This window comes from Pseudomonas sp. ME-P-057, assembly GCF_030208975.1.
Lineage (GTDB): Bacteria > Pseudomonadota > Gammaproteobacteria > Pseudomonadales > Pseudomonadaceae > Aquipseudomonas > Aquipseudomonas lutea.
In genome coordinates this window covers 120,657-145,431 of sequence record NZ_JARVSX010000022.1, presented here as the reverse complement: position 1 = coordinate 145,431, position 24,775 = coordinate 120,657, and the positions used below count along the sequence as shown (strand labels likewise).

General features: G+C 58.2%; 23 protein-coding genes and 1 pseudogene. 7 read left to right on the top strand and 17 right to left on the bottom strand.

The features are described from left to right. Positions 1-82: 82 nt before the first annotated feature. From QRN48_RS13115 to QRN48_RS13095, 5 genes are all read right to left on the bottom strand, one after another. Positions 83-1,138, bottom strand: a complete 1,056-nt coding sequence (locus tag QRN48_RS13115; RefSeq protein WP_285351030.1) for a permease — start codon at positions 1,136-1,138, stop codon at positions 83-85. 143 nt (positions 1,139-1,281) lie between these two features. Next, a complete protein-coding gene (locus tag QRN48_RS13110) occupies positions 1,282-4,023 on the bottom strand; it encodes a TonB-dependent receptor (protein ID WP_191943382.1) in 2,742 nt (913 codons plus the stop codon). Between the two features lie 191 nt (positions 4,024-4,214). Continuing rightward, positions 4,215-4,616 (bottom strand): ExbD/TolR family protein, encoded by a 402-nt coding sequence (locus QRN48_RS13105; protein WP_285351027.1) that lies wholly within the window; start codon positions 4,614-4,616, stop codon positions 4,215-4,217. Then, positions 4,616-5,323, bottom strand: a complete 708-nt coding sequence (locus QRN48_RS13100; protein ID WP_152597590.1) for a MotA/TolQ/ExbB proton channel family protein — start codon at positions 5,321-5,323, stop codon at positions 4,616-4,618. The genes QRN48_RS13105 and QRN48_RS13100 overlap by 1 nt, the downstream gene beginning before the upstream one ends. Positions 5,324-5,374: 51 nt before the next feature. Beyond that, entirely contained in the window at positions 5,375-6,226 is an 852-nt protein-coding gene (locus QRN48_RS13095) for an energy transducer TonB (RefSeq protein WP_285351024.1), read from the bottom strand. 1,173 nt (positions 6,227-7,399) lie between these two features. Here QRN48_RS13095 and QRN48_RS13090 point away from each other — a divergent pair. Further along, a complete protein-coding gene (locus tag QRN48_RS13090; RefSeq protein WP_285351021.1) occupies positions 7,400-8,515 on the top strand; it encodes a DUF2817 domain-containing protein in 1,116 nt (371 codons plus the stop codon). A 303-nt stretch (positions 8,516-8,818) separates the two neighbouring features. Here QRN48_RS13090 and QRN48_RS13085 read toward each other — a convergent pair whose 3' ends face one another. Beyond that, on the bottom strand, positions 8,819-9,661 hold the full coding sequence (locus tag QRN48_RS13085; protein WP_285351019.1) for an NAD-dependent protein deacetylase: 843 nt from the start codon (positions 9,659-9,661) through the stop codon (positions 8,819-8,821). 223 nt (positions 9,662-9,884) lie between these two features. Continuing rightward, positions 9,885-10,709: an HDOD domain-containing protein gene (locus tag QRN48_RS13080; protein WP_037010461.1), complete on the bottom strand. Its 825-nt coding sequence runs from the start codon at positions 10,707-10,709 to the stop codon at positions 9,885-9,887. Between the two features lie 279 nt (positions 10,710-10,988). Between QRN48_RS13080 and QRN48_RS13075 the strand changes: the two genes are divergently transcribed. Next, positions 10,989-12,008: a branched-chain amino acid aminotransferase gene (locus QRN48_RS13075; RefSeq protein ID WP_285351046.1), complete on the top strand. Its 1,020-nt coding sequence runs from the start codon at positions 10,989-10,991 to the stop codon at positions 12,006-12,008. A gap of 254 nt (positions 12,009-12,262) precedes the next feature. Here the strand turns inward: QRN48_RS13075 and QRN48_RS13070 are convergent, their stop codons facing one another. Further along, positions 12,263-13,240 carry a helix-turn-helix transcriptional regulator gene (locus tag QRN48_RS13070; protein ID WP_285351015.1) on the bottom strand — a complete coding sequence of 326 codons (978 nt, stop codon included), beginning with the start codon at positions 13,238-13,240 and terminating at the stop codon, positions 12,263-12,265. 328 nt (positions 13,241-13,568) lie between these two features. Here QRN48_RS13070 and QRN48_RS25175 point away from each other — a divergent pair, with 328 nt between their 5' ends. The 3 genes and pseudogenes from QRN48_RS25175 to QRN48_RS25415 all read left to right on the top strand — a co-directional run bounded on the left by QRN48_RS25175 (position 13,569) and on the right by QRN48_RS25415 (position 15,268). After that, entirely contained in the window at positions 13,569-13,790 is a 222-nt protein-coding gene (locus tag QRN48_RS25175) for a DUF6555 family protein (RefSeq protein WP_350310427.1), read from the top strand. A gap of 131 nt (positions 13,791-13,921) precedes the next feature. Further along, a pseudogene (locus QRN48_RS25420) lies at positions 13,922-14,698 on the top strand (PAS domain-containing protein); the annotation flags it as partial. Further along, positions 14,693-15,268: a methyl-accepting chemotaxis protein gene (locus QRN48_RS25415; protein WP_497294651.1), complete on the top strand. Its 576-nt coding sequence runs from the start codon at positions 14,693-14,695 to the stop codon at positions 15,266-15,268. The pseudogene QRN48_RS25420 and the gene QRN48_RS25415, both read left to right, overlap by 6 nt. An 86-nt stretch (positions 15,269-15,354) precedes the next feature. On the opposite strand, the gene QRN48_RS13060 is transcribed toward QRN48_RS25415, so the two are convergent. From QRN48_RS13060 to paoA, 6 genes are all read right to left on the bottom strand, one after another. After that, entirely contained in the window at positions 15,355-16,059 is a 705-nt protein-coding gene (locus QRN48_RS13060) for a helix-turn-helix transcriptional regulator (protein WP_191943377.1), read from the bottom strand. A 3-nt stretch (positions 16,060-16,062) separates the two neighbouring features. Continuing rightward, positions 16,063-16,995, bottom strand: coding sequence for an NAD(P)-dependent alcohol dehydrogenase (locus QRN48_RS13055; protein WP_285351045.1), 933 nt, complete (start codon positions 16,993-16,995; stop codon positions 16,063-16,065). A 184-nt stretch (positions 16,996-17,179) separates the two neighbouring features. After that, complete coding sequence (locus QRN48_RS13050; protein ID WP_285351010.1) at positions 17,180-18,115, bottom strand: LysR family transcriptional regulator; 936 nt, start codon at positions 18,113-18,115, stop codon at positions 17,180-17,182. 27 nt (positions 18,116-18,142) lie between these two features. Next, positions 18,143-20,353 carry an aldehyde oxidoreductase molybdenum-binding subunit PaoC gene (gene paoC, locus QRN48_RS13045; protein ID WP_285351008.1) on the bottom strand — a complete coding sequence of 737 codons (2,211 nt, stop codon included), beginning with the start codon at positions 20,351-20,353 and terminating at the stop codon, positions 18,143-18,145. 15 nt (positions 20,354-20,368) lie between these two features. Further along, the gene (locus QRN48_RS13040) at positions 20,369-21,349 is read right to left on the bottom strand and encodes an FAD binding domain-containing protein (protein ID WP_285351005.1); all 981 of its coding nucleotides are present in this window, start codon (positions 21,347-21,349) and stop codon (positions 20,369-20,371) included. Beyond that, positions 21,346-22,014 carry an aldehyde dehydrogenase iron-sulfur subunit PaoA gene (gene paoA, locus QRN48_RS13035; RefSeq protein ID WP_285351044.1) on the bottom strand — a complete coding sequence of 223 codons (669 nt, stop codon included), beginning with the start codon at positions 22,012-22,014 and terminating at the stop codon, positions 21,346-21,348. Before paoA ends, QRN48_RS13040 begins: the two co-directional genes overlap by 4 nt. Before the next feature lie 346 nt (positions 22,015-22,360). Here paoA and QRN48_RS13030 point away from each other — a divergent pair, with 346 nt between their 5' ends. Both QRN48_RS13030 and QRN48_RS13025 read left to right on the top strand, forming a co-directional pair. Further along, positions 22,361-22,750 carry a putative quinol monooxygenase gene (locus QRN48_RS13030; RefSeq protein ID WP_285351003.1) on the top strand — a complete coding sequence of 130 codons (390 nt, stop codon included), beginning with the start codon at positions 22,361-22,363 and terminating at the stop codon, positions 22,748-22,750. Positions 22,751-22,822: 72 nt separating this feature from the next. Continuing rightward, positions 22,823-23,218, top strand: coding sequence for a DUF1330 domain-containing protein (locus tag QRN48_RS13025; RefSeq protein ID WP_191943371.1), 396 nt, complete (start codon positions 22,823-22,825; stop codon positions 23,216-23,218). A gap of 10 nt (positions 23,219-23,228) precedes the next feature. Here the strand turns inward: QRN48_RS13025 and QRN48_RS13020 are convergent, their stop codons facing one another. From QRN48_RS13020 to QRN48_RS13010, 3 genes are all read right to left on the bottom strand, one after another. Further along, positions 23,229-23,720, bottom strand: coding sequence for a (R)-mandelonitrile lyase (locus QRN48_RS13020; protein WP_285351001.1), 492 nt, complete (start codon positions 23,718-23,720; stop codon positions 23,229-23,231). A gap of 124 nt (positions 23,721-23,844) precedes the next feature. Continuing rightward, entirely contained in the window at positions 23,845-24,273 is a 429-nt protein-coding gene (locus QRN48_RS13015; RefSeq protein ID WP_191943369.1) for a (R)-mandelonitrile lyase, read from the bottom strand. A gap of 89 nt (positions 24,274-24,362) precedes the next feature. Beyond that, the gene (locus tag QRN48_RS13010; protein WP_191943368.1) at positions 24,363-24,689 is read right to left on the bottom strand and encodes a carboxymuconolactone decarboxylase family protein; all 327 of its coding nucleotides are present in this window, start codon (positions 24,687-24,689) and stop codon (positions 24,363-24,365) included. Positions 24,690-24,775 lie beyond the last annotated feature (86 nt).

Here is a 24,775-nt window from a genome sequence, read left to right as displayed (position 1 = left end):
GAGGCCGTTAGGCCGACGCCCTTGATCTTGATCTTGATCTTGATCTTGATCTTGACCTTGATCTCGATCCAGACCCCAAGAATTACAACAAAACAGCCCCGACCAACCCACTCACCACCCCGACCAGCATGGTCAGCACCCCCACGATCACCAGCACTTTGGCATCGAAGGATTTGCGCAGCATCAACAGCGACGGCAGGCTGACGCTGGGCAACGTCATCAACAGCGCCACGGCCGGCGCAGTGCCCAGACCCAACGTCATCAGCGTCTGCACGATAGGAATTTCCGCAGCTGTCGGAATCACGAACAGCGTCCCGACAACGGCCAACGGCACCAGCCACAACAGGCTATTGCCCATCGCGCCATCGACGTGAGGAAACAGCCACACACGCGCCGCGCCCAACACCAGCACCGCAACGACGTAAATCGGGATCGTCGTCCAGAACAACTGCCAGAGCGTCTTGCCCCAACGCACCAACAGGCTGCCTTCCTCCGGCGCCTCGGCGTTGGCGACTGCTTCCAGCGCCTGTTCAGGCACGACCTCCGGGCGAGAGATACGTTGTGCCACCAGCGAGACGCCGATCACCAGCACGATGCCGGCCACCAGCCGCAAAGCGGTGAAGCCCCAGCCCAACACGAATCCCATGAATACCAGGGTGGCCGGGTTGAGCACCGGGTTCGCGATCCAGAAGGCCAGCGCCGCGCCCACCGAGACGTTCTGCTTGCGCAAACCTGCGGCGACCGGCGCCGCGCAGCAGCTGCACATCATGCCCGGCAAGGCGAACAGGCCGCCGCGCACGGTCGAACCCAGCCCGGCGCGGCCGAACATTTTCAGCAGCCAGTCCCGCGGGATCAGCACCTGCAACAGCGAGCCCAGAATGACGGCCAGCACAGCGGCCTTCCAGATCGCCAGAAAATACACCTGCGCATAGGCCAGTGCTGCGGCCCATGGCGTGGCCGGGTTGTCATTGATGATCGAGCCGCCGATGGTGTGGGTGCCGGCGGCGACGAAGGATTTCAGGTAATACGGCGACCACTTGACGTAGTACAAGCCGATGGCGGCCACCAGCAGAAACGCCAGGGGTTTCCACCAGAACGACCAGCCACGGCGGTCGGGTGTGAACGGAAGGGCAGTCATGACAGGCACCAAAGCAGCAAATCGAGGGGGCGCGATGATACGCCGACGTCCGCGATTATAGTAGGTGTTGCAGCGTGTGACGGCGCGCGTCCGTCCGCTGAATCGAGCCCGACGCGCCGGGGAAACGCGTCGGGCGGCAGGGCTTAGAAGTGATAGGTCGCGCGGGCGAACAGCGTGCGGCCCAGGGGATCGGCGTAACGCGGGTCGTAGCCGGACTGGAAGTTGTAAGCCTGGTTGGTGAACGGCGGGTCGCGGTCGAACAGGTTGCGTACGCCGGCATCGAGGTCCAGAACCTTCTCGAAAGTGTGGCCCACCGACAGGTCCCACAACGAGTACGACGGTACAGTGCCGTTGCTGGCGCGGTCGTAATCGTTGTAACCGCTGGTGAAGCGGTTGGTCAGCGAAGCGCGGCTGTCGCCCAGGGTCCAGCTGCCGATCAGCACGTGTTTCCAGCGCGCAATCACACCGTCGCCCTGAAAGTCGCCAACCTTGTCGGTGTACGGGCCATCAATGATGTTCTGGAAGTCATAACGGTTGACGTACGTTCCGGTCAGGCCCAGGCCGAACTGGCCATACGGCGTGTTCGGGAAGCGGTAGTCCAACGTCACGTCGACGCCGTTGGTCTTGACGATGCCCAGGTTCGAGTTGCCGGTCACGATGTTGGCGATGGAACCGTCGGCGTTGCGAACGATGCGGTCGCCATAGAGATCGGCCTGGTCGAACACGGTGGACTCAGGGAACGACTGAATCTGGTTGGAGATATGAATCCACCAGAAGTCCAGGCCCATCGACAGGTTGTTCAGCGGTTGATAAACGAAGCCCAGAGTGACGTTGCGCGCTTTCTCCGGCGACAGGTCGGCATTGCCGCCACTGCGGTTGAGGAACTGCTGATTACAGTCACGGCCCGCCTGGCCGCCGGGCTGCACAGTGCCGCCTGCGCAAAGGGTCGGGTCATCGTAGTAACCCTGGCTGTAGGCCAGGCTTTGCGGCGCATACAACTCGTACAGCGACGGCGCGCGGAAGCCTTCGCTGTACGCGCCGCGCATGACCAGCTCTTTGAAAGGCTGGAAGCGGAACGAGTATTTCGGGTTGGTGGTGCTGCCGAAGTCGCTGTACTTGTCGTGGCGCACGGCGGCAGTCAGTTCCAGGCTGTCCAGAACCGGCACGTTCAGCTCGGCGTATTCAGCCTTGACGCTGCGGTCGCCGGACACGCTGCCTGCCGAGTCCAGGCCCAGGCTGTCGATGTCGTCGACGAAGTCCTCGTAGTTCTGATGCAGCTTTTCCTTGCGGTATTCGCCGCCCAGCGCCAGCCCGGACTCACCCGCGCCGAACCAGTTGCCGATCTCGCGGCTGATGCGTCCGTCCACGCCGTATACCCGGCCAACGGCGGTGGAGTACTCGCCGTGGTACGCCGCGTTGTCAATGAACTGCTGGCCTGCGGCTGACTGCGGTCCGAAGGGGTTGAGCAGGCCGCTGGCCAGTCCGGCGGTCAGTGCACGGTCGCTGACGTAGCCGGAGGTCACGGAGGAAACCACTTTGCTCTGGTTGTAATTGGCGCCAAGGTTGTAATCCCAGCCGCCAACGGTGCCGTCGAAGGTCAGCAGCAGGCGCTGGTTGGTGTTCTGATCCTTGCTGCCACGCGGGCCTGCGGCGGTTTCGCGCCAGGCCGTGTCCACCGGCTGGGTCGGGTCCAGGGCAAAGTTGCCTGGCCCCGGGGTAATGCCGTTGCCCGGGTAGTACGGCGAAGACGGGTCGATGCTCAGGCCGGTCAAGGGCGCCGGGCCGATGCTGGTGGCGTTGTTGTTGCGCGCCCAGAAGTACTCGAGGCTGACGTTGTGGTCATCGGCCAGCTTGCCGGTGGCCCGGCCGAAGAACGAGGTCTTCTCGGTCTGCGGCACCAGGTCAATGTATTCACGGGTGCTGAACCGGCACAGGCCGTTCACGCTCACCAGGCTTTTGCCGCTGCAGTTCGGCGCGAGCGGGTTGGCGCTGTTGTCGCCCTGGTAATAGTTGCCGGGATAAGCCGTGCCGGAGGTCTGATTGAGGCCGCGGCCGGGGACATAGTCCTTGGCGAAGGAGCGGTCGTTGGCGTCGAGATTTTGCTGTTTGTTGTAGTTGAACACGCCCATGACGTTGAAGCGGTCTTCGTCCAGGTCGCCAAAGCCCCAGCTGGCGCTCGCGTCCTTGCTGGCGCCGCCACCGCTGGCGGTCGGGGTGTCGCCGCCGAGGCTCAGGGTGCCGTCGGTCAACGACTTTTTGGTGATGAAGTTGATGACACCGCCAATGGCGTCCGTGCCGTACAGCGCCGATGCGCCGTCGCGCAGCACTTCAATGCGGTCGATGGCGGCGAAGGGAATCATGTTCAGGTCGATGGCACTGCCATTGGGCGTGCCGACGCCGGACAAGGCGTTGTTGGCCAAACGACGGCCGTTGAGCAGGATCAGCGTCTTGTTGGCACCGATGCCGCGCATGTCGGCGTAGGACGCGCCGCCGGTCGAGGCGCCGACCGAGCCTGCGCTGTTCATCATCGACTGACTGCCGGTGATGCGCTGGACCATCTGTTCGGTGGTGGTCACGCCCTGCTTTTTCAGCTCTTCGGCGCGCAGAATGGTCACCGGCACTGCGGTTTCCGCGTCCGCCCGACGCACCGCGGAGCCGGTGACTTCCACGCGTTTGAGCTGGGTGGTGGCCGGCATCGCGGCCACCGCGGCGGCGGCAGGTACGGCAGCGTCATTGCCCGTCGCGGCATCGGCAGCGCTATCCGTGCTGTCAGCACCATAGGCCGGGCTCATGCCGACCGCCAGCGCGCAAATCAGCGCGCGGGGGTGGCGTTGTACAGCGACGACAAGGGGCTTGAGGGTGAAACCAGGAAAGCTCATCAGCATGGTAATTTCCGATTGATTCCAGATGTTGGTGAAATGGCCTTGTGAGCCCTCGTTGCTCCGATGCGGTTGTGGCGCTCGGGTATTTCCTTATTTCAAGCAAGCCGCTCCCCTCCGGGCCGAAAACCGGACGGCAATGAATCGGGAGTAGGGTGTGCAGGGCCGCGCAACTGCGGCCCCGCTTCAACTGCGGGTCATTTGGAAGTCATCACGGAAATCCGCGTGATGCCTGAGCGCTCGATCGACGCCATGGCCTTGGCGACCTGGCCGTAATTGACGGCGGTGTCGGCCTGCAACTGCACGCGCACCTCCGGGTCCCTGGCCTTGACTTCCTTGAGGCTCACTTCAAGGGATTCCGGCGCAACCTCGGATTTGGCCAGGTAAAATTTGCCGTCCTGATCGACGCTGACCACCACCGGGTCTTTCTTGTCGGCGGGCGCAACCGCATCGGTTTTCGGCAGGTTGACCTTGATCGCGTTGGTCATCAGCGGCGCGGTGACGATGAACACCACCAGCAGCACGAGCATCACGTCCACCAGCGGCGTGACGTTCATTTCGCTGAGCACTTCATCGCTGTCTTGAGTGGAGAACGACATCAGCTCGCCTCCCGCACAGCCTGGCTGTGTGTGCTGGCGATGGCCTGACGGTTGATGCTGAAGGCGCTGCGTTGGGCAAGGGCATCGAAGTCGTGGGCGAAATCGTCCATATCGGCTACGGCCAGCTTGAGACGTCGCAGGAAGAAGTTGTAAATCAGCACGGCGGGCACTGCGACGGCGATGCCCACACCGGTGGCGATCAGTGCGTGGCCAATGGGGCCGGCCACCGTCTCCAGGCTGGCGGAGCCGCTGGCGCCGATGCTTTGCAGCGCTTCCATGATCCCCCAGACCGTGCCGAACAGGCCGATGAACGGCGCCGTGCTGCCAATACTGGCGAGAATCGCCTGACCGGCCTCCAGCGCGCGGCGCTCCTTCTGGATCTGCTGGCGCAAGTTGCGCTCCAGCCGGTCGGAGCGGTTGATGGTGTGGGCCAGTTGCTGGGTGTTGCGCGGCGTCTCGTCCACCGCCATGGCTTCAAAACCGCTGTTGGCGATGCGCGCCAAACCGCCAGGGTATTGCGTCGCATGCTCGGCGGCAGTGAGCAGATCAGGCGCGCCCCAGAAAGCCTTGCTGAACTGCCGGTTCTGTTTCTTCAAACGCAAATACTGCGCAGACTTGATCAGCAACAGCCCCCAGCTGAGCACCGAAAAAAGCACCAGCGCCCAGAGTACGCCGGGGACAATCATTGAAGAGATCGATTCGTTCATGGTTACACCTCACCCGCTATCAAAAGAATTGTCAGTAATGGGCTGGCCCGTTCACTCGGGCAGCTTGAAATCAATGGTTTGCGTCGCGAAGCCTTCAATCGGGGTGTCGCCGCGCTTGGCCGGAACAAACTTCCAGTTGCGGACGGTTTCCACGGCGGCGTCGTCCAGGACCTGTTTGCCGCTGGATTTGGTCACCTCCACGCTGCCGGCCCGACCGTTGGGCAGCACCTTGATGCGCAGAATCACCCGACCTTCCATGCCCTTGCGCAACGCCGCACCGGGATATTCCGGAGGCGGATTGCCGAGGCTGGCCAGACCGGAAATCGCCGCTGACTCCTTGGCCGGTGCGGCGGGCGCTGCAGCCGGGGCTGGCGGCGCGGGCGAGGGCGTAGGCGCAGCCGGCGCTGGGTTGCTGGGCGCGGCAGGTGCAGCAGGCGCGGGCGGCATTGGCTTTTTCACCGGTTCCGGTTTCTTCACCGGCTTGGGTTTCTCCACCTTTGGCTTCTCGACCGGCTTGTCGACAGGCTTGGGCGGTGGCTTCAAGGCATCGGGGTCCTCGGTTGGCTGCTCCGGCTGTGCGGGTTCCGGGGGCGGTGGAGGTGGAGGCGGCGGCGGCGGCTCAGGCGGCGGTGGCTCCGGTGTTGGCGGTGTCGGGCTGGTCAGCTCAACGGTCATCTCCGGCACTTGCGGTGCCACTTCCGGAATATCGGCTTTTGCGGTCTGCACATACCACCAGATGGCGCCATGAATAAGAACCGAGGCGGCAATCAATAACACCACCTGCGTGCGGCTTAGTTCGCCGGGGCGCGAGGTGTTTTCCTTGAAAGGAATGCGTGGCCAGGCCGCGGAAAGTTCGTCCGGTGCCCACTCAGGCAATGCTTTCATTTTTACCGCATCATTCATTAAAGCTCCCTCGCAAAGTTGAAGGGCAATAAGGGTTCGTTCCAAGCAGGAAGCTCCTGTTGGAAGTTGACGCCCATGCTGTCTAAAGCAAGAGGCCTTCAGCTGCGGCTCATTAAAGAGCGCGCATTGTTATTGACGGCGTGCAGACTTAACTAAGGAGAAGCATTGCAGATTCCTGATAACTGATCCTGAAGAACAGTGAAATGGGTTTCGCCGTAACGCAGGTTCAAGGTGTGAATTGCAACCGCTATGCCAGTGGCAGGCTCTGGCCCGCTGTTTTCGACCTAATCAGCCGTGATGTCGCATTCTTGTAAGTTTTTAGCGAATTCCGGTGGTTTGGCCTGTTTGAAGACTTATATGCACTAACCGCTGAGGCAATTACGGGGCGAGAGCGTACCCACGGGTTGGCGGGGCTAAGCCGCATTCACCCAAGTAGTGACTGAGCAGAATGTGTTGCACCAAAGTTGATTGAACGGTGCAAGTTGGTGCGATGATTAATTAGCTGGTCATGTTGATGGTTTCCGAAGTTGTGACTTGCTAGTCAGATGATGGACTAAGGGCTGACATAAAAGAGCAGAGCGCACAAAGGCCAGGCATGAAACGGCGCCCTCATCCAAGCCCGAAGATGAGTTGCATGTATTGCGCGCAAGGAGGTATCCCGTTAATAAAAACGTGCCGCAGTGACGTTGCAGTCAACAGGCTTTAAATAAAAAACTCAGTGCTGGTAGTCAGCCTGAGCGTTGAAGCGAGATGCGAGGGCTGACAGGTCGGCTAGCGGCGACGTTCAGCAGCGCCGCAAAGGCGTGGAGTGAGCAAAGCGAAAATGACGGATGCATGTCTGGCACGTATCGAATTCCTTATCGACGGACGCCTGGCTTCTGGCCGGCGTCCTGCACTGTTTCGGACGGGGTAACGTCCGGTTCCTGCACGCGGGGGCGGGGTTCGCACCGTTTGGCAGCGCAAGCTCGCGGTGGCGAAGGCTCGCCGCGCAGCGTTTAGTGGTACTGACGTTCCACTGCAATGTTCTCTAGAAAGAAGTGTGCCAAAACGTGTCCGGATGTAACATTTCTGACGCAGTGCCGTGTGGCACAGCCCTTGGGCCGGATTGAACATCCATGCAATCTTCTGCGTATCTTCAAGACATCCTCTAGGCATCCCTCAAGGAGCAACGTCATGAGCCATTTCTTTCCCGCGCATCCGGGTTATCGCCAGATTCGCGAGCGCTTCCTGGCTGCGGCCACCGCGGCCGGTGCGCAGCTCACTGAATACGTCCACCCGATGGCGGGACCTTTTGGCGAAACCCTGGCCACTGATGTGGCCTGGCTGGGCAACCCCGATGCGCGGCGTGTGCTGGTGGCGCTAAGCGGCACCCATGGCGTCGAAGGCTTTTACGGGTCCGATTGCCAGAGCCGCTGGCTGGAGGGGTTTGATGCTCGGACGCTGCCCGACGGCGTGGCGATCCTGATGATCCATCTGATCAACCCTTGGGGCACGGCCTGGATGCGCCGGGTCAATGAAGACAACCTCGACCAGAATCGCAATTACCTGGATTTCAGCCGACCGCTGCCTGATAACCGCGCGTACGGAGAGGTCCACGCCATTTATGCGTGCGATCAATTGCACGGCCCGAAGCGTGATCAGGCGGACGCGCTGTTCAACGCGGCAATTGAGCACCATGGCTGGGCGGGCTTGATGTCAGTGGTGGAGGCGGGGCAGTACGCATTCCCGGATGGCCTGTTTTTCGGCGGTATCGCGCCGAGCTGGTCCAACCGCACGCTGCGCAGCATCATTGAGCGCCACCTACGAGACGCCGAGGTAATCTGTTGTTTCGATCTGCACACCGGCGCGGGCGACTACGGCCATCCGATGCTGATGAGCATCGTCGAGCGGGCCTATCCTGCGCTGGAGGATGCCAGGGCGCTGTTCGGGCCGTGGCTGTTCACGCTGATCACCGGCGCCAACCGCGTCAGCGACACCGGTGTGGCTGCGACGTCGACGGGTTACACCTCGCAGATGCTGCTGGATGCACTGCCGGGCGTGCATCTGATGCCGTTTGTGATCGAATGCGGGACATACCCCGGCGCCGTCGTCCACCAGCATCTGCGAGACGACCATTGGCTGCATCTGCACGGCGATCCACTGGACAAGACCGGCCGATGCATCAAGCAAGGGTTGCTGGAGCAGTTCTACCCGGCGGACCCGGACTGGCAGGAAGTCGCGTGGATCAGGACGCGGCAGGCATGGGACAAGGCGCTGGCGGCATTGCCTGGCATACACCGAGCCGAGTAATGAATCGATCAAGGGCGACCGATCGCCCGTCAGCAACAACGCATCCCCCTTGCAGGAGCGCGCTTGCCGGCGAAGAAGCCGGTACCATCACCACATATCAAGCCGTAATAACGCCGTTGTTCCGGGCAATCTCGGTCTTGAACAGGAACGCAAACTCTGTGTAGGAGCGCGCTTGCCCGCGAAGAGGCCGGTACATCCGCTGCACATGCGGCGATAGAAATTACGTCTTCGCGGGCAAGCGCGGTCCTACAGGTTTTTGCGGGGACAGGCTTCTGTGGTTGCCGCAGGATCGCTGGTGCCCCGTCATCCCTTGATGAGTCGCTCTGCCAGCGCTGGCAGCAGGGTTTCGCAGGACGCTTCTATCTTGATATCCAGCAGGTCATCCGCCCGGGTTTTGCCCAGGTTTATGGCGATAAGGGGTTTGCCCTGATCGTTGATCGCGCGGCACAGGCGAAAGGCCGAAAAGGCCATCAGCGACGAACCCACCACCAGCAACCCCGGCGCTTCCTCTACCCGTTGCATGGCTTTTGCTGCGGTGGCCGGTGCCACGTTTTCCCCGAAAAACACCACGTCAGGTTTCATGCGCTGACCGCCGCAGTGGGGGCAGTGGGGCACCTGGAAGCGCGCTTCGAAGACCGGGTCGAGCAGGGTGTCGCCGTCGGGCGCCTGCACCGCATCCACCCCGGCCAGATACGGATTTTGCTCGACCAATGCCCGCTGGATAATGTGTCGCTCAGTGCGTTGCCGGCAGTCCAGACACAGCACCCAATGCAGGCTGCCATGCAATTCCACGACATCATCGCTGCCGGCCTGATCGTGCAGGGCGTCGACGTTCTGGGTGATGACGCCGCTGATGAGGCCGTGCCGCTGCAACCGGGCAATTGCCTCGTGGGCCGCGTTGGGTTGCGCTGCACGCACACGCGGCCAGCCCAGCATGGCGCGTGCCCAATAACGGCGCCGAGCCTCGGGCGCATTGAGGAATTCCTGAAACATCATCGGCTGCCGACCGCGCCGCACACCCTCGCTGTCGCGGTAGTCGGGAATACCGGAAGACGTACTGATGCCGGCGCCGGTGAGCACGACGAACGCGCGGTCGTGCATCCAGTGCAGGAGGGTGTCGACGGGGTGCTGAGGCGTATCAGACATGCACACATTCTCACGAGAGGCTGTGTGCCGATACTAAGCGAGATAAGCGGGAAGGGGCAGCCACAGTTGCGACGTCATCGCGCCCGACGCCTTCCCGGCTAAAGCCCGTCCCACAGGACGACCGCGTGCTGTAAGTGGGACCGGCTTTAGCCGGGAAGGGGCCGGTTTGAGCGCCATCGTCCTCGGAACGCACGCTTGATGCGCTACCGCTATCGGGCTGCTCCTAACTCAACAATTCGGCAAACGCCTTGTCGTCTTCAAGCACTTTCGGCAGCGCGGCAAACACTGCGTCCAGTTTCACGCCCTCCATTAATGGCCCGTCCACTTCCTGCTGCGCCTCTGGTGTTGCGCCGCCGTGATGCTCCAGTGCAGCGGAAATGGTCAGCGCCTGGGCGACGATGCGCGGTTGCGTCGCGTCGCCGGGTGCCTGCATCGGCCGCGCCTGATAGGCGATGGCATCCTGAATCACCGCCGGTAAGCCCCAGCGCCGGGCCAGTTCCGCGCCGACTTCCGGATAACCAAAGCCCAATTGCAGCGTTTCGATCGCCGCACGGCCCGTGGTGCCGGTTTTGGTCAGGCTGTTGATACGCTCGGCCACCGCCGGCGCACCGGTCTGTATCAGCAACTCGCCGATGTCGTGCATGACCCCGCACGTAAAAGCGATTTCCGCATCTGCCCCGGACTGTTTTGCCAGTACCCGGCAGATGCCTGCCACCTGGAAACTCTTCAGCCAGAATCCCTTGAGGTCGAAACTCGGCCCGGCCTTGAAAGCCCCGGTCACCGCCGATGCCAGCACCAGTGTGCGCAAGGTATTGAAGCCCAGGCGCATGGCTGCGTCTTCGATGCTGGAGGACTCCCGCGCGCCACGAAAGCGTGCGGAGTTGGCCAAACGCAGGATCTTGGCGGCGATTACCGGGTCCTTTTCGATGTTGCGGGCGATGCTTTCAAGGTTCGACGACGGGCTGTCGAACTGTTTGATAAGGTCCTGCGCCACCTTGGGAATGCTGGGAAGACTGCTCAAATCGGCAAACAACTGATCGATACCCATGCACGCTGCTCCGTTTCAGATGATTTACACACCATAGGCAACATTGAGGAAACTGCACGCCTGCTTCGGTGCTTTTGCTACGAGCGGCACAAACTCCGGCATTCCAGCGCGACAGCGGCTGATCTTTTTTGGCTCATGTGCTGCCAAGGCGGTTTGCGGGGAGAAAAATCAGTAATATGGCGACACACCGGAGCAGGTCGCGTCCTGTACCGGGCCTTATCGATGAAACGCCAGACGCCGGAAGCTCCCGGCCGCGCTGGCCTGGACATAGAGGGTGTCATGGGTAACGACAGCATTAACTGGGACAAGCTCGGCTTTGACTACATCAAGACCGACAAACGCTACCTGGCTCACTGGCGCGATGGCGAGTGGGACCAAGGCACCCTGACCGAAGACAACGTGCTGCACATCAGCGAAGGCTCCACCGCGCTGCATTACGGCCAGCAATGCTTCGAAGGCCTCAAGGCCTATCGCGCCAAAGACGGTTCGATCAACCTGTTTCGCCCTGATCAGAACGCCGCGCGTATGCAGCGCAGCTGCAGCCGTCTGCTGATGCCCCATGTGCCGACTGAACAGTTCATCGAAGCGTGCAAGCAGGTCGTCAGCGCCAACGAGCGCTTCATCCCGCCTTACGGCAGTGGAGGCGCGCTGTACCTGCGTCCGTTCGTGATCGGCGTCGGTGACAACATCGGCGTGCGCACGGCACCCGAGTTCATCTTCTCGGTGTTCTGCATCCCGGTCGGCCCGTACTTCAAGGGCGGCATGAAGCCGCACAACTTCGTGATCTCCAGCTACGACCGCGCAGCCCCGCAGGGCACCGGTGCGGCCAAGGTCGGTGGCAACTATGCCGCAAGCATGATGCCGGGCAGCGAAGCCAAAAAAGCCAACTTCGCCGACGCCATCTACCTGGACCCGTTGACCCACACCAAGATCGAAGAGGTGGGTTCTGCCAACTTCTTCGGCATCACCCACGACGACGAATTCATCACGCCGAAGTCGCCGTCCGTGCTGCCGGGCATCACCCGTCAGTCGCTGATCGAACTGGCGCAAAGCCGTCTGGGCCTGAAGGTCATTGAAGGCGAGGTGTTCATCGACAAGCTCGACCTGTTCAAGGAAGCCGGCGCCTGTGGCACCGCTGCCGTGATCACCCCGATCGGCGGCATCAGCTACAACGACAAGCTGCACGTGTTCCACAGCGAGACCGAAGTAGGCCCGGTGACCCAGCGCCTGTACAAAGAGCTGACCGGCATCCAGTCCGGCGAGATTGAAGGCCCGGCAGGCTGGATCGTCAAGGTCTGATACTGAGCGCTTAATGCCACCCAAAAAACCACCGCCATCGCGCGGTGGTTTTTTTTCGCGTGGGGAGAGCGACGGCAAATGCTTGCGATAATCGCCAGCAGGGGAAACCTTGGCTTGATCCATCTCCACCACGGCCAGGGATGCGCAAGGGCGGCGTGACTGATTCGGCTGGCGTGAGGCACGGCGCTGTTGGGCACCCTTGCCCTGCAGCGAGCGGGATCAGTGCATCTATCGACTGCTGCAGTTTCCCTACCTTATTTAATAATACCCTCTGTGGATTTCAGCATCGTCTGCTGTGGGAGTTCCTGATACGCTTGGAGATAGTACTTGGCAAAAAGCAATGTGTCGTTAAAGCCCCATTTAGCCGCTATGGATTGCCATGTTTCAGATCGGGAGGCCGCCAGAATGTCTTTGTGAGCCCTGCCTAATCTAATCATTCTCAAATAGCGCATCGGTGTAGTGTCTTTGTACCTCTTGAAACCAATCTGCAGGTTTCTGGAGCTCGTATGCGCATAGTCGGCAACGTCCGATATCAATATGGGTTTGTCGGCGTTGTGTTGCATGTAATCGACTGCTCGGTTTATAAACTTTGGGTGCGCATGGCGCGTCTTTGTACTTAGACTAGATGATTGGTTGTGGGGTGCAGACTCGAGTAACGTCAATAGGAGAGCCTGTTTTAGATAGGATGCTGCAATCGGTGATTGCAGATCCTGACCCGAGTCAAAATAGAGCCGTATGGCATCCACTATTGATCTGAAGAGCGGCCAGGTTTTCGAAGATTTGGGCAGGACCGGAACAAAGTTCAATCTGTCAAAGCATGGATAACCCACCAGAGCCGAAAACTCCCGATGCAGCAGCGGAGCTTCTATCATAATTGTGTCGGTGAATGTTCCAGGTGTGTAATGCCCCTGGATTAAATTTGCGCTGTCAATGATGCACATCTGCTGCGAAACGCTGACCCGTCCCAAGCCTCCCATTTCCCAATCCGACACACCTGCATGTGTAAAAGAGATGAAGTAGACGTCAGTGACGGCTTGTTTTGCAAAACCCCAGCCTGACTGGCTTTTCGTAGAGCAAAGGTACATTCCGTCCATGCTGTATGTGGTCTTTTTATAGTCGAAAGACTTCGAGCTCTCAACCTTTATTTCAGGCGATAGACCGCAATTATTATAATAGTCCCTTAAAAAATCTGCGTTTTTGAAATGCACCGAAGATATATTGCTGCTAGTCAAAGTTTGCACCTTCGCTGCGAGTTGACGCTCTGTCGAATTTTTTTACCAGGCGGGCTCAACGTATCGGATGCTCGCTAAAAATGCAACGGGCCTGAAAAACCGGTGCGAAAACGAATAGAAGGTCTAAAAAAACGAAGACTTAACGGGTCATTATTGTGACCTTCTTCGTAATCAGGTACTACGCCACTTGGCAAAGGCATGTCAGACGCGGAATTCATCGCGAGGCTGATTGCCCCAATGGTGAACCAACGCAATAGAGGTGCTGAAGGTAATCATAACCTGTTGACGTCTAGTGGAAGTATGAAGAGACATTTGGAGGCGCACGATTTTGAGCCTGTACGAGTTGGCTTACTATGTAGACAGCATTGAAGTGGTCATTCTTGTCCATTGCGATGTAATGGATGAGCCGCGAGCCTGGCATTGGGCGGCTTGCAATGCGGGTGTAGGCCTTTTGTTGAGGAGCGAGCGTGACAAGACAATGCTTTCCAACAGAAAAAATGCTGAACGATATGGCATTGATCGCGTTGTCTGGAAAAAATGCCAACGATGAGTCAGGCGAATAGAGGCGATTCAAGAGATGCCCGCATGCTCTTATGGTATGGGGTCTTCGCTTCGACACTGGCGCTCATAATTAGAATGAGTAGTGCTTAACAAGAGTTCTCCAAAACAAAAGAGGCGTATATGTTCGGGCATGAATACAAAGCAGAACTGGCGGCCATGAAGGCTGAAGTACAGGGACTCAGAGCATTGATGCGCGCGCTCGAAAATTCGATGGCTGTCGTGGAGCTGGAACCTGACGGAAGGTTCGTTCGTGCCAACGATAAATTTCTCGCCACGATGGGGTACCGTGCAGAGGACCTGGCCGGTAAGACGCATCGTGATTTCTGCGACCCGGAAATCGCAAGGAGCAGTGAGTACACAGATCTGTGGGCTTCGCTGCGTGCAGGCAGATTCATATCCGGCACGTTCAAACGTATTGCCAGGTCGGGCAGAAGCGTCTGGCTCGAAGCAAGTTACAGTCCTGTTGTCGACGCGGAAGGTCGAATTGTCAAAGTGATCAAATACGCGTTGGATGTCACTCAAAAAGTTCTGCTGGACAATGAAATCCGCAGCAAGCTTAACGCCGTTGATCTTGCCATGGCGATATGTGAGTTTGACCCAGCCGGTCAAGTGCTTGCTGCCAATGAGAATTTTCTGCAGGTCATGGACTACGCACTAGCCGAGATCAAAGGCAAACATCACAAGAGCTTCTGCGAGTCCTCCCTCGTCAACACTACCGAATATTCAGAATTCTGGCGCAAGCTGAACACAGGGAAATTTGTGGGTGGACAGTTCAAACGGATTGGAAAAAACGGCCGGGTTGTTTGGCTGGAAGCGACCTATAACCCCGTTTTTGACGCGGATGGCAAAGTCTACAAAATCGTCAAATTCGCCAGCGACATAACCGCCAAGGTGGAGACGCAGGAAGCCGACGCGCACGGTGCCTCCAAGGCTTATCACATTTCAGCCGAAACCGAGAAAGTTGCCGAGCAGGGCACTCTTGTGATTCAGGAAACAGCGAGAGAAATGCGCCAGATTGCTGAAAACATCGGCTCATCCGCCAAGCTGGTTGCACAATTGGGAGATCGATCCGAGCAGATTACGGCCATCGTCAATACGATCCGAGGTATCGCTGATCAGACCAACCTTTTGGCACTCAATGCGGCTATCGAGGCGGCACGGGCGGGCGATCAAGGCCGTGGATTTGCAGTCGTGGCCGACGAGGTGCGTCAACTCGCCGGGCGCACTAGCGGCTCAACCAAAGAGATTGCAGGCATGATCGGCAAGATTTTGGCGGAGACACGCGAGGCGGTTGCCAGCATGAACGCTACTCAAGAAGGTGCCAACCGAGGTGTCACCCTGGCGGACAAGGCTGGGCAGGTGATCGTCCAGATCCGGGACGGCGCAAGTCGTGCCGTGGAAGCGGTCAGCATGTTTGCCAATCGCATGGATGAGCCTGAATTTGCTCCCAAGCACGGCAAAAAGTAGAGGCTTGACGATCACGGCGCGGCGAGGATCCAGCAATCCGATTGAAGAGTGGTCACGGGCAGCGCTAAGAGGCCTGCCCAGTAAGGTCAACAGGTTTCACCACGGTTGTTACAAGGCAAGATTTCCGACGCGCGCCATTCCCTAATCAGTTGGCGGCGATTTCGAGAGTAGCGCTCCGCAAGCACGTCAACTTTTGCTACGTCACCCAGGTCTATCATCCGGAACTTGTTGTCAGACTCGCACCACGCCGCCAGTGATCGACGTGCCCCGATAAACCCCAGCATGATAGGCCAGACAATTTGGTCATCGGTTGGTGCATGGGCGATCGATAGCGCTATGCGTAACTTGCACTGGTCGCGCAGTGCACGACGGATTTCGCTTAGGTCTATCAGCGTTGGAAGTTTCGCTGGACTGCTTACATAGAACGTCTCATCGTCAAAAACCGAGCGCATGTCCGGCGGCAGAACAGCGTTTATCTTGGCCAAGGCATTTTTTACGGAAAAAGCAAATTTGTCATCGGTCTGACGGCTGACCCACAAAGCGCCAGCGATGAGCGCTTGTATTTCCTCTTCTGTGAATGAAAGTGGTGGAAGAAGAAATCCAGGCTTCAGCGAGTACCCCAAACCCGGCTCACCATCGATGTCAGCCCCCATATTCTGCAGTGTTTGTACGTCGCGACGAATGGTACGAAGTGAAACGCCCAGCTCATTGGCAAGTGTCCGTCCCGACACCGTTCGGCGATGTCGGCGGAGCACTTGCATAAGCTCAAATAATCGGTCACTTCTCGCCATTTCTTACTCCATCGCAATGACACCTCTACCGCCAAGTTTCTGACCGTGCTCAAGTTCACCGATCAATTGAACAGCGTCCTCCAAGGACACCGTTCTCCCTATTCGGGTCTTGAAACTACTCTCACTGGCTGCTTTGGCAAGCTTATCCAGAATGTCGGCGCGGGGCGATCCGATCACTGGCTTGAGCCGGCGGTCAAACAAAGCTCGAATAAACTTGCCCGGTCCAGGATTCAGATCCAGAAATATCCCGTCCTTACGCAACATCGATAGGCCTGTCGAAACCGATAGAGTCGCCGCAGTGTCATAGACCATATCGAAGCGGGTGGAGATGCTTGAAAACTGGATGTGCCGATAATCATAAACGGTCTGCACACCGAAGGATTCCGCACGCTGCAGGTCTACGACGCTGCAGCTGCCTGAAACCACAGCCCCATGCATTAGCGCTATTTGTACCGCAGCTTCGCCTACCGCTCCTGAACATCCGTTGATAAAGACATGTTGGCCAGGTTGTAGCTTTGCCTTGTCAATCAACCCATTCCAGGCGGTAACACCCGGTGTGCCCAGACAAGCTGCATTGTCGAAGGCGACGTTATCGGGCTTGAGCGTTAAGAATGTTTCCTTGGTGATAACAGCCTGGCCAAACGCTCCGCTTTCTTTAAAACGAGCCAGTCCGAATACTGCGTCGCCGACCTTTAACCGATTCACGCCTGGGCCAACCGCTGAGATTGTCCCCGAGAAATCCATGCCCATTGCACGCGGGAACTTCGTCCCAGTGATGATCTTCATCAGTCCAGCACGGAGCTTCCAGTCAATTGGATTTATTGCGGCGAATTCTACCTTCACTGCCACCTCACCGTGGCCTGGAGGGGGTAGGTCAAAGTCGCTGACCTTCATCACCTCTGGCCCACCATAAGCGTTGTACTGAATGCGTTTCATCATGCGTCTCCAAACTCCGGTTAATTCCTGGAGACGACTGTATAGGGCGATGTGGACAGTTTTTGGCACCATCCAATCGAAGCACCTTGTGTACGCAGATTGACTATCACCTCCATCGTGCGTAGGGCAATGGCGTCACACACCGGGGCTCCCGAGGGCGATGCCGGTCTTGGCGTTGTCATCGCTAAAGCCCGGGAAGGAGCTGCCAGGGGAGCGGCCCCATCGGTTCGAGCTCGCGTATTAGGTCAATCAGGAGGCGCAGGCCAACAGGAATCTGTCTGAAACTTGAATAGTAAATGTGAAAGCCCGGGTCATGGTGAGTCCAGTCAGTAAGGACTCGCTGCAGCGAGCCCTCCGCAATCTGTCGCTCGACTACCTTTACCGGGACATACATCAAACCTGCGCCGCGCATGGCCATTGCCACACCAACGCGACCCTCATCAATGGTGATGGGGCCCGGCACGTCTATCTCCAGCTGGTGGCCATCTTTCGAGAACTGCCAGTGGTAAATGCGTGCATTGCCCAGGCGCACGCGCAGACACCGATGATGGTGCAGGTCGTCCGGATGCACCGGAACACCGAAACGCTTCAGGTAATCCGGCGCTCCAACGACGGCCCAAGCGACATCGGGAGAGAGCCGCTGGGCGATCATGTCTTCGGGCACCGTCCCTCCGTAACGTATCCCCGCATCGTGGCCGTCACCGATGACATCGACCATTCGATTGGTGACGGTGAGGTCAACCTCTATATCCGGGTAGCGATCAACGAAGACTGGGAGAACAGGGCCCAGTAGCAGCTTCGCGCCGTCGCTCAAGACATTTAGTCTGATCCGTCCCGCAGGCTCATCTCGTAGACGGTTCAAGGCCTCCAGCGCCTGGCCGATATCGTTGACCGGCGCGCTGATGAGGCCCTGCAGCTCTTCGCCGGCTGCCGTCAGCGTTACGCTTCTCGTGGTGCGGTTGAGCAGTCGAACGCCAAGCCTCGTCTCAAGCCCCTTCATGGCATGGCTAAGCGCAGATGCGCTGATGCCGACTTCCAGCCCTGCTTTCCTGAAGCTCTGGTGCCGAGCGATGGCAAGGAAATACACAATATCTGCCAGGTTCGTGCGGCTCAGCTGCATTTATCACTCCGAGGTACAGCGGGAAAGTCAGCCGACTGCCGGCAAGTGGTCAATCAGCTTATCGAGCGTAATGGGGTAGTCGCGGATTCTAATGCCGGTCGCGTTATAAACAGCGTTGGCAATCGCTGCAGCGGCGCCGGAAATGCCTAGCTCACCTACGCCTTTAGCTTTAAGCGGCGTGGCATAGGGATCAACCTCATCCAGGAAAATGACCTCCTGATGAGGAATGTCGGCATGCACCGGTACTTCGTAGCCGGCCAGGTCGTGATTCACAAAAAAGCCCAAGCGATGATCCACAATCATCTCCTCCATCAGCGCAGCACCCGCGCCCATGGTCATTCCCCCGATGATCTGACTTCGTGCTGTTTTCGGGTTGAGTATCCTGCCCGCTGCGCACACTGCAAGTTGACGACGAATACGGATCTCGCCAGTGGCAGCGTTTACCCCAACTTCAACGAAGTGGGCGCCAAAAGTTTGCTGAGCATACTGCTTGGCCAGGTCGCCGAACTCTATGAAGTCTTCGGCCACCAGCTCCCCGTCTTTTGTTGCATTCGCTAATCGCAGACTATTCGACCCGTCATGAACGTGGCCGTCAGCGAATTCTGTGGTGGTGGGATCAAATCCCAATTTTATCGAAACGGCTTCCCTGAGCTTCACACACGCAGCATAGACGCCCGCCGTGGATGAGGCAGCGCCCCATTGACCGCCTGAACCCGATGATTCCGGGAAGCGAGAGTCCCCCAAGTGGACGTTTACCTTGTCCACATCCACGCCCATCATCTCCGCAGCGGTCTGGGCAATAATCGTGTACGAGCCAGTGCCTATATCGGTCATGTCGGTTTCGACGGTGACTATGCCTTTACGATCAAGCCGGACGCGAGCCGCGGACTTTGTCGTCGGTGCGCCTCGGATCGCGGACGCCATTCCCAAGCCAACCCACCAGCCGTCACGGAGTTCTTTGGCCGGATGGGCATTGCGTTGCCCCCAGCCGAAATGATCGGCCCCCTTATTCAGGCACTCGACTAACTGGCGTTGAGAGAACCGGCGATCCGGCTGCTCGGGGTCTACCTGGGTGTCGTTGATAACGCGAAATTTCACGGGATCCATTCCCAGTTTCTCGGCCATCTCGTCCATGGCAATCTCCAGAGCCATCATGCCTGGCGCTTCACCGGGCGCACGCATGGCGCTACCTTCAGCAAGGTCGAGTTGGGCAAGATAGAGGCGCGTCATGCGGTTGGCGCCCGCATACAATGTTCGAGTCGATGCGGTGGCGGCTTCAGTACGACCACCTCGCAGATTGCCCGACCAACTCTCATGGCCAACGGCAGTGAGCGTGCCGTCGGTATTAGCACCGAGCCTGATTCGTTGAATCGTCGCAGGCCTATGGGTCAGGTTGTTAAACATGAGTGGGCGGGGGAGTGCGACTTTTACCGGACGGCCAACCTCTTTCGCGGCGAGAGACGCCAATACCGCGTCGCACAAAATAGTACCTTTTCCGCCGAAGCCGCCGCCGATGTAGGGCGAAATGAGGTGGACGTTGCCTTTGGGAATTCCCAGTGTTTTGGCAAGGTCTCTAACGCCCCAATTCATCTGCTGGATCGATGTCCAAAGCGTCAGTTTGTCACCCTGCCATTGAGCAATGGTGGCATGAGGCTCCATCATCGCGTGCGCATGATCCGGGGTGGTGTAATGGCCGTCGAGTGTGACAGCCGCCTGCGTAAATGCGCCTTCGAAATCCCCGATCTCAGTGTGTGGAGGAGGGCCAAACGCGCCCGCCGCGGGCGTGGTGGCAGACGCACGCTGGGCTGAGAGGTCGTAGGCGCCCGTTTCTCTGACGTAATAGACCCGGATCAACGCCGAAGCCGCCCTGGCTTGTTCGAACGTGTCTGCCACGACGATTGCTACCGCTTGGTGATAGTGATCGACCTTCGGCCCGGCCAGTGCCCGATCAACGTAAAACTCACCTCTGTCCAATTGACCTGCATTTTCGTGGGTGACGATGGCGATGACACCGCTGGCCTGCCGTGCTTCGCTTGAATCGATAGACGATATCCGGCCTTTGCCGATTGCCGAGCCGACAATATAGCCGTAGGCGGGGGCGCTTAGTGCGGCTCGTTGTTCGTAAGCATAGGTCGCTGTGCCAGTCGTCTTCAGCTTGCCTTCAACACGATCCTTTGGCTGACCGATCACCTTCATCTGATCAATCGGGTTTGTGCTCGCGGGCGTATCAAACTTCATTAGGCGTACTCCTGATCAATCGATCGCAGCCGTGCGAGGGCGTTGTGAAGAAGGCGAGTTAGAAAGAACCAGACCGATCGTCCGTTCCGCCAGTTTGATTTTGAAAGCGTTTTGCGCGGTTGGACTAGCGCCAGCCAGCAAATGTGTTGCTACGGTTTTAGCGCCATCAGGCAGATATGCCTCGGCCGCTTCACTTCGCCAGGGCTTGTATGACATTCCCCCCAGTGCGATCTGCCCCGTTCCATCGGGCAGCACGATCGCAGCGACGGAAACCAGCGCAAACGCGTAAGACGCACGGTCACGGACCTTGTAGTAGATGTGCTCGCCGCCAATAGGCTTGGGCAAGGTGACAGCGGTAATCAGCTCGCCTGCGCTCAGGATGGTCTCGATATGAGGGGTGCTCCCAGGTGCGCTGTAGAGATCGTCTATCTCAATCGTTCTGACATGGCCGTCTGGATTGAGTGTTTCTATCTTGGCGCCCAATGCTCGCATCGCCACGGCCATGTCGCTGGGATGACTGGCTATGCAGGCATCGCTGACACCTATGACCGCTTGTTGCCGACTGGCACCCCCCACTGCAGAGCATCCAGTCCCCGGGCGACGCTTGTTGCATGGTTGATTGGTGTCGTAGAAGTACGCACACCGAGTACGTTGCAACAGGTTGCCCGCCGTAGTGGCTTTATTGCGCAGTTGTCCTGAAGCGCCCGCGAGCAGCGCCCTGGAGAGGACGGCGTAGTCTCGACGCACCTGTGGCGCGGCCGCCAGATCAGTGTTGCGCACCATGGCGCCGATCCTTAGCCCGCCTTCCTTCGTGGCGGTAATTTTGTCGAGGCCCAATCCGTTTACATCAATCAGGTGCTGCGGGGTCTCGATCTCCAGTTTCATCAGATCGAGCAAGTTGGTACCACCGGCGATGAATCGGGCTCCCTCGCGGCTGGCGCAAGCGTTGACCGCTTGCTGCAAGGATGAGGCGCGTTCGTAGGTAAAGGACTTCATGCCTCGCCTCCTGCTATTTCCTGGATGGCCTCGACGATGTTGGAATAGGCGCCACAACGGCAGATATTCCCACTCATGCGCTCGCGGATTTCGACGGCGCTGACTGGGCTCTTGGCAATCAAGTCATCGCTGACGTGACTGGGTATGCCGGCTTTTATTTCGTCAAGCATCGCGACTGCCGAGCAGATCTGGCCAGGCGTGCAATACCCGCACTGATATCCGTCATGCTTGATGAACGCTGATTGCAGTGGGTGCAGGGTGCCCGGAGTACCTAAGCCTTCAATGGTGGTGATGCTGTCCCCTTCATGCATGACAGCGAGTGTCAGGCATGAATTGATTCGCCGCCCCTCGACAATCACCGTACAGGCGCCGCATTGGCCGTGATCACAGCCTTTCTTGCTGCCGGTCAAATGCAGCCGTTCTCGGAGGGCGTCCAGAAGCGTGGTGCGGTTGTCGACATCCAGGGCGACTCGCCGCCCGTTGAGGGTAAACGTCACATGGCTGACTGGCGGAGTTTGAGCTGTTGATTTGGTATTGGTGTTCGCTTGGGCATTCTCGACCTTTGCCAAGACGGCAGTGACCGCAGTGCCTGCGGTACCGATGAGCACTTGACGGCGGGACATCTCTATTCCCGCTCCGGATGCGGTGGGATTTTCAGGGTTCATGAACGTCTCCATTCGCAGTGTGTGGTTGAAGCGGGTGCCTGTTACCAATGACTCACCGGTGCACGTCCACTGTGAAAGCAATGACGGCATGCAGTGCCGCAGATTTTTCATCACTGGAGCCTATGGCACTCCGTTGTGGCTGATAACTGCGATTTTAAGAATGAATCCATGAGCGGCGCTCAGCAATGTCCCCGAAGGCCCTGAATTGGCGGGTATTGAGGTTTCTGGATTGAATAGAGCTGCCGGCCGCGGCTTGAACACTCCTGACGTTTATCTGGTTTAATCAGGGACAATCCTGAGCGATGGCTGAGGCAAGACTTCGCCGTCCTTCATTAGAGAAATATGAATGCGAATATCAGTCCTCAAGGCCATGTTTGTTGTATGCGGTGTTTGGGTGGAATCAGCGGTTGCCGCACCACCTTCCGAGCCAATTGTGCGTATTGCGCAACTTGTCATTGATCCTTCTCAACTGGCGGCGTATCAAGTTGCCGTCAAAGAAGAAATGGCCGACTCCGTTCGTTTTGAACCAGGGGTGCTGACGCTCTATTCGGTGGCCGAAAAAGAACACCCAAACAGGCTCCACTTCTTTGAGATCTACTCAAATGAAGCGGCGTATCAAAGTCATATTGCCTCGCCGCATTTTCAAAAATACGTGAAGACGACTCAGTCGATGATCCTGTCTAAAGAGTTGATCGAGACCGTCCCGGTTCAACTCAGCACTCAGCCTGGTCGATGATGGATCTGTTCGAACTGATGGGTCATTAGGGAGTCGTGCACGGAGCCAGATTTTTTAAATGGGGGAAATGTGATGAAGAGTTTAAGGGTGATGGCGCTTGCAGCAGCGGGTCTGGCGTTTGTTTCAATGAGTAGTTTTCAGGTGATGGCGTCTGAGGCTTCGTCCGCACATGCCCCGGCCTACTATGTGGCCGAATTTGAAATTACTGATCCAGAAGGTATGAAACCCTACAGCGCGGGGGTTGAAGCCACCTTCAAACCTTATGGTGGGCACTTCGTGGTGCGTGGGGGCAAGACGATTTCGCTTGAGGGTGTAGCGCCGAAGCGGCGACGCGTTGTTATCGAATTCGAAAGCATTGAAAAGGCCCAGGCTTGGTACAACTCTGCGGAGTACACCGAACTCAGGAAGATCCGCCAGCGTTCAGCCAATACTGATGTTTATTTGATTGAGGGCGTCCAAGCGCATTAATCATTCCAGCTCATCGGGATGATTCGTACTGGGATTCGCTGACCAGCTCCATCCACTCCACGTTTTTCCCGTCAACGGCTTCCTGGACGGCCATATGAGTCATCCCGGTAGTCGGGGTCGCCCCATGCCAGTGTTTCACGCCGGGCGGTGTCCAGATAACGTCGCCCGGTTTGATAACGATCTTTTCACCGCCTACCTGTTGCACCCAACCGGTACCCGCCGTGACTATCAAGGTCTGGCCTTTTGGGTGGGTATGCCATGCAGATCGTGCTCCGGGTTGGAAAGTGACTGCGCCTGCTGAGACAGTCGAGGGCGCGCGTGCCGCAAAGAGAGGGTCGATTCGCGCGTTTCCAGCAAAGTTGGCTGGCGCTCCCATGATCGAAGTTTGCTCACCATTTCGAGTGACAGCCATGATCTGGTCTTTGGGGATATCGGCGCTATGGGCATGGACGGCCGTACACAACATCACGGCCAGCGAAGAAGTCTTGATAACTCCTCTCATGGACAAGCTCCTGCTCGGTGGGGATCAAGCGAACAAGCTAGATCAGCATCGCCTTCTGTACTACCGCGGAAATTCTGCCACGACTTCGAAGGGAGACTACGTGGTGGCCTACGCATTGCCCCAATCATTCGGTCACTAGCGCACCACTGAGGTACTGCTCGTCAGTCACCGGCTCCATCCAGTCAGTGTTTTTACCCTCAAGCGTTTCGGTGACGGCGAAGTGCGACATCGCAGTGGTTGCAGCAGCACCATGCCAGTGGCGCTTCCCGCACGCGCATGAGACGACATCACCCGCCCGAATCTCGGTTCGGGGGCCTCCCTCGCATTGCGTCCATCCGACACCCGTCAATACGACGAGGGTTTGACCTGCCGGATGTGAGTGCCAAAAGGTACGTGCGAATGGCTCAAACGTCACGATGGCGCCAGTCGCCCGACCAGGCGCCGCTGCCTGGAACATGTTGTCGATGCGCACCGAGCCAGTGAACCAGGTGTCTGGGCCCTTTACGGATGGCTTGGTTCCACTGCGGATGACGGTTTGGCCTGAGTCGTTCATGTAGATATCTCCGGATCGCTGATGGCTTGAGGACGCAGCGCTCCACCCAAACCGGGGAAGCTGCAGCGCAGAAATATTCAAGTACCTACTTAGTTGCCGGTCTCTTCGAACACTTTACGAGCGATGCTTAGCGCGGTCGCCGCGACCGGCCAGCCGCCATAGAACGCCAGATGAGTGATGGTTTCGATGATTTCTTCGCGGGTCACACCATTTTCAAGGGCAAGCTTGAGGTGGTACGGCAGCTCGTTTTGTCGATAGAGCACGATGAGGGTGGTGATCGTCACCAGGCTGCGGTCACGAGGTGAGAGACCGGGACGTTTCCACACATCATCGAACAGCAGGTTGTCGGTGTACTCAGCGAGGGCCGGAGCAACGTCGCCAAATGCTTTGTGAGCTGTACCTTTTTCGTATGCCATTGGACTTTCCTTCATCTGCGCTAGCGCGGGGCGCTATGTCAGGAACCAAATTACCAGCCCCGATTGATTCTGATAACGTAGCCAAA

Coding starts and splice junctions, on each gene's coding strand:
- QRN48_RS13115 (WP_285351030.1), bottom strand. CDS start 1,138: ATGACTGCCCTTCCGTTCACACCCGACCGCCGTGGCTGGTCGTTCTGG.
- QRN48_RS13110 (WP_191943382.1), bottom strand. CDS start 4,023: ATGCTGATGAGCTTTCCTGGTTTCACCCTCAAGCCCCTTGTCGTCGCT.
- QRN48_RS13105 (WP_285351027.1), bottom strand. CDS start 4,616: ATGTCGTTCTCCACTCAAGACAGCGATGAAGTGCTCAGCGAAATGAAC.
- QRN48_RS13100 (WP_152597590.1), bottom strand. CDS start 5,323: ATGAACGAATCGATCTCTTCAATGATTGTCCCCGGCGTACTCTGGGCG.
- QRN48_RS13095 (WP_285351024.1), bottom strand. CDS start 6,226: ATGAATGATGCGGTAAAAATGAAAGCATTGCCTGAGTGGGCACCGGAC.
- QRN48_RS13090 (WP_285351021.1), top strand. CDS start 7,400: ATGAGCCATTTCTTTCCCGCGCATCCGGGTTATCGCCAGATTCGCGAG.
- QRN48_RS13085 (WP_285351019.1), bottom strand. CDS start 9,661: ATGTCTGATACGCCTCAGCACCCCGTCGACACCCTCCTGCACTGGATG.
- QRN48_RS13080 (WP_037010461.1), bottom strand. CDS start 10,709: ATGGGTATCGATCAGTTGTTTGCCGATTTGAGCAGTCTTCCCAGCATT.
- QRN48_RS13075 (WP_285351046.1), top strand. CDS start 10,989: ATGGGTAACGACAGCATTAACTGGGACAAGCTCGGCTTTGACTACATC.
- QRN48_RS13060 (WP_191943377.1), bottom strand. CDS start 16,059: ATGGCGAGAAGTGACCGATTATTTGAGCTTATGCAAGTGCTCCGCCGA.
- QRN48_RS13055 (WP_285351045.1), bottom strand. CDS start 16,995: ATGAAACGCATTCAGTACAACGCTTATGGTGGGCCAGAGGTGATGAAG.
- QRN48_RS13050 (WP_285351010.1), bottom strand. CDS start 18,115: ATGCAGCTGAGCCGCACGAACCTGGCAGATATTGTGTATTTCCTTGCC.
- paoC (WP_285351008.1), bottom strand. CDS start 20,353: ATGAAGTTTGATACGCCCGCGAGCACAAACCCGATTGATCAGATGAAG.
- QRN48_RS13040 (WP_285351005.1), bottom strand. CDS start 21,349: ATGAAGTCCTTTACCTACGAACGCGCCTCATCCTTGCAGCAAGCGGTC.
- paoA (WP_285351044.1), bottom strand. CDS start 22,014: ATGAACCCTGAAAATCCCACCGCATCCGGAGCGGGAATAGAGATGTCC.
- QRN48_RS13030 (WP_285351003.1), top strand. CDS start 22,361: ATGCGAATATCAGTCCTCAAGGCCATGTTTGTTGTATGCGGTGTTTGG.
- QRN48_RS13025 (WP_191943371.1), top strand. CDS start 22,823: ATGAAGAGTTTAAGGGTGATGGCGCTTGCAGCAGCGGGTCTGGCGTTT.
- QRN48_RS13020 (WP_285351001.1), bottom strand. CDS start 23,720: ATGAGAGGAGTTATCAAGACTTCTTCGCTGGCCGTGATGTTGTGTACG.
- QRN48_RS13015 (WP_191943369.1), bottom strand. CDS start 24,273: ATGAACGACTCAGGCCAAACCGTCATCCGCAGTGGAACCAAGCCATCC.
- QRN48_RS13010 (WP_191943368.1), bottom strand. CDS start 24,689: ATGGCATACGAAAAAGGTACAGCTCACAAAGCATTTGGCGACGTTGCT.